The sequence below is a fragment of the Actinosynnema sp. genome (assembly GCF_052038725.1).
Window position 1 is genome coordinate 1 of record NZ_JBQGCX010000213.1, and the last position, 3,309, is coordinate 3,309.

5 protein-coding genes are annotated in these 3,309 nt (G+C 76.5%); 1 reads left to right on the forward strand and 4 read right to left on the reverse strand.

The annotated features are described in order from the left end of the window. On the forward strand, positions 1–545 hold a 545-nt coding region (locus tag ACTUAL_RS04105; RefSeq protein WP_440899316.1), incomplete at its 5' end, for a DsbA family oxidoreductase. Positions 546–609: 64 nt separating this feature from the next. Here the strand turns inward: ACTUAL_RS04105 and ACTUAL_RS04110 are convergent. The 4 genes from ACTUAL_RS04110 to ACTUAL_RS04125 form a co-directional block, all read right to left on the reverse strand. Continuing rightward, positions 610–1,125, reverse strand: coding sequence for an O-acetyl-ADP-ribose deacetylase (locus tag ACTUAL_RS04110; RefSeq protein WP_096493047.1), 516 nt, complete (start codon positions 1,123–1,125; stop codon positions 610–612). A gap of 83 nt (positions 1,126–1,208) precedes the next feature. After that, the gene (locus ACTUAL_RS04115) at positions 1,209–1,658 is read right to left on the reverse strand and encodes a DUF2017 family protein (protein WP_440899317.1); all 450 of its coding nucleotides are present in this window, start codon (positions 1,656–1,658) and stop codon (positions 1,209–1,211) included. Between the two features lie 278 nt (positions 1,659–1,936). Continuing rightward, the gene (locus ACTUAL_RS04120; RefSeq protein ID WP_440899318.1) at positions 1,937–2,263 is read right to left on the reverse strand and encodes a hypothetical protein; all 327 of its coding nucleotides are present in this window, start codon (positions 2,261–2,263) and stop codon (positions 1,937–1,939) included. 255 nt (positions 2,264–2,518) lie between these two features. Then, positions 2,519–3,154, reverse strand: a complete 636-nt coding sequence (locus ACTUAL_RS04125; RefSeq protein ID WP_440899319.1) for a TetR/AcrR family transcriptional regulator — start codon at positions 3,152–3,154, stop codon at positions 2,519–2,521. Positions 3,155–3,309: the final 155 nt, after the last annotated feature.

Sequence of the window (3,309 nt, forward strand, 5' to 3'; positions counted from 1 at the left end):
GGTTCGACGGCGAGGTCGAGGTCGAGTGGCGCAGCTTCCAGCTCGACCCGAACGCGCCGGTCGGCGAGTTCCTGCCGACGCCGGAGCACCTCTCGGCCAAGATGGGCGCCTCGCGCGAGCAGGTCGAGGGCATGATGGGCCAGGTCTCGGCGGTCGCCGCCGAGGTCGGCCTGGAGTACGACCTGGTGAACTCGGTCTCGCTGAACACGTTCGACGCGCACCGGGTGCTGCACCTGGCGAAGTCGCACGGCTTGGGCACCGTCGCGCACGAGCGGCTGATGCGGGCCAACCTGGTCGAGGCCAGGACCCTGGACACCCCGACGCTGGTCGAGCTGGCCGCCGGGATCGGGGTGCCCGCGCAGGAGACCGAGCGGGTGCTGGCCGGTGACGAGTACGCGCACGAGGTGCGGGAGGACTTCGCGCAGGCGCGCAGGTACGGCGTGTCGGGCGTGCCGTTCTTCGTGCTGAACAGCGCCTACGGCGTGTCCGGCGCGCAGCCGGCCGAGGTGTTCGCGCAGGCGCTCCGGCAGGCCGCGCAGGGCTGATCCACAATCGCTCCCACCACACCGCCGCGCGGGTTCCCGACCAGGGGACCCGCGCGGTGGCGCCTCACGCGTCGAGCGCCGCGCTGAAGACCGCGTGGGCGGCCTCGTCGAACAGCACGAACCGCACCAGCTCCACGCCCGGCGCGTCGGCCTCGGCGACGGCGGCGACCGCGATCCGGGCCGCCGAGTCGAGCGGCCAGCGGAAGATGCCGGTGGAGATGGCCGGGAACGCCACGGTCCGCGCGCCCAGCTCTGCGGCGACGCGCAGCGAGTTGCGGTGGCAGTCGGCGAGCTGCTCGGAGCGGTCCTCGTCGGCGGAGAACACCGGTCCGACGGTGTGCACGACCCAGCGCGCGGGCATCCGCCCCGCCGTGGTGGCGACCGCCTGCCCGGTGGGCAGCCCGCCCCCGAGGTGACCGGCGCGCAGGTCGCGGCACGCGGCGAGGATCTCCGGTCCGCCCGCGCGGTGGACGGCCCCGTCGACGCCGCCACCGCCGAGCAGGGAGGAGTTGGCCGCGTTCACGACGACGTCGGTGTCCTGCTGGGTGAGGTCGCCGACCACGCACTCGATCCTGGGCATCCCCCGATCCTGCCACGCGCGCGGGCGGGCGCCCGGTCCGCCGAACGCGTGGCCCCGGTCCCCCGACCGGTTCCCGCGCGGGCTCACCGGCGCAGGTCGACCAGGTCCGGTCGCAGCGCGAGCACCAGGTACTCGTGGGCGTGCGCGAACCACGCCTCCACCATCACCCGCTCCGGTCCCGGCCGCCGGGGCAGCCTGCGGGCCAGCGGGAGGGCGATCAGCCAGTCGTCCGCCTCGGCGCGGGTGAGCACGAACGGGGTGGGCGTGGCGCAGCGCTCCAGCACCCTGCGGACCGGTGCGGCGTCGCGCAGCTCGGCCGCGTGGCGGGCGCGGAAGTCCTCCGACTCGGCGCGGGACGGGCAGGCGTCGGGGAACAGCGCGGCGAGCACGTCGCGCGGCGGCCTGCGGCGCAGCAGCGAGCGGCGCGGCTCCGGGTAGACGTCGTCCTCCAGGAAGCGCGCGAGCAGCCCGAGGTGGTGGGCCAGGGTGCGCGCGACGTTGTCGGACATGCGCACCAGCACCCCGTCGCCCACCGGTGAGGCGTCGAAGTGGTCGGGCTCGTGGTTCCCCCGGCGGACCGGTGGGCGGCGTGCCGCCCGGGCCGCTGCAACCGCACCACGCCCTCCTCGGCGCCGTCCCGGTCGGCGAACTCGGCGACCGGGACGCTGCCCTGGGCGTGCAGGCGCCACGCGGCGCCCTCGGCGTCGAGGCCGCAGTGGGCGTCGAGCGCGTAGCCGGCGGTGGTGAGGGTGTTGACGTCGTCGTCCAGCACGACGACCCGCCACCCGCCCGCGCGCCCGGAGCCCACGGGTCAGCGCTGCCGCACGACGGTGGCGAAGTCGGTGGTGCCCGCGCCGATGCGGTGCTCGCCGACGTGGATGACGACCCGGTCGCCCGCGAGCTCCGCGGCGATCCGGACCAGCACGACCCGGCCCCGGCCCGCGAGGTCGTCGGCCAGCTCGCCGGTGGCGCGCACGAGCGCGCCGGGGTCGATCCCGGCCGCGGCGAGCCAGCGGTCGAGCGCGGCGCGGGCGCACGGCAGCAGGTTCGGCTCGGAGGGGACGGTGAGGTTGAGCGGAATGGGCGCCGCACCGCCACGCGGCGCGGACACGGCGATGTCGACGGGTTGTGCGCTCATCTGCCCTCCCCGATCTCGACGACAGCCCTCCTGGAATACCAGGGGGTACCCAGGATGGCAGGCGCGGTCACCTGTTCGCGCGTCCGAACAGCCGCACTACCCCGGCAGAGTGTCCACCCGGACGGGTCATGGCGTGCCACCGGGGTGGTGGTATCGATCAAGCAGGGGGCGGGCGCCCGCGGGGTGGCGCTGGGGAACCGGGTGCGGAACGGGGCTTCGGGCGGCCGTTCCCCGGTGCGGCGGGGGCCTGGCCGGTCAGTCGCGGGGCAGGGCGCGCACGCCCTCCAGCAGCAGGCTCACCCCTGCGGGGTGGCGGGGGTCGTGGGCGAGGCCGCCGCTGAGCACGTCGGCGGAGGCGACCACGCGCGGGAAGCGGTCCGCGGGCAGGGCGAGCGCGCGGGCCAGGCGTCGCCCGGCCGTGGCGGGACCGGTGCCGCAGCCCGCGGCCACGGCGACCGCCGACCCGAGCAGCACCAGCGCGAGCTCGGCGGCCCCGCGCCCGGTGAACCCGGCCCGCTCCAGCAGCGCGAGCGTCCGCTCGGCCAGTCCCGCGCCCGCGTGACCGGACAGCACCCTGGTCTGGACCAGCGGCGCGAGCGCGGGGGTCAGGTGCAGCGCCCCGACGAGGTCCCCCAGCAGGGCGCGCAGGTCCTCGGCCCAGTCGGGGCCGTCCTGGCGCAGCGGGACGGCGGCTGCCGCGTGCTCGGCGAGGGCGTCGAGCAGGGCGTCCTTGTTGGTGAAGTGCCAGTAGAGGGCCATCGGGGTGACGCCCAGCTCGACGGCGAGGCGGCGGATGGTGACCGCGCCGAGGCCCTCGGCCGCGCTGATCGCGGTGGCCCGGCGCACGACGGCGGCGCGGGTGAGCCGGGGTGCCGTGCTTCGCGTCGCCACGGGTCGACCGTACTCACGGAAAGGGCCCCTGGACGGGACTTCGGGGTCGGGACTGCGTGAAAAGCCTTGCGCCGCAGTGCCGTGCGCGGCGGCGGGGTGGAGTTCTTCACCGATGACGGGGGAAACCCCGGCCGGGAGGCGCCTCCCGGCCGGGG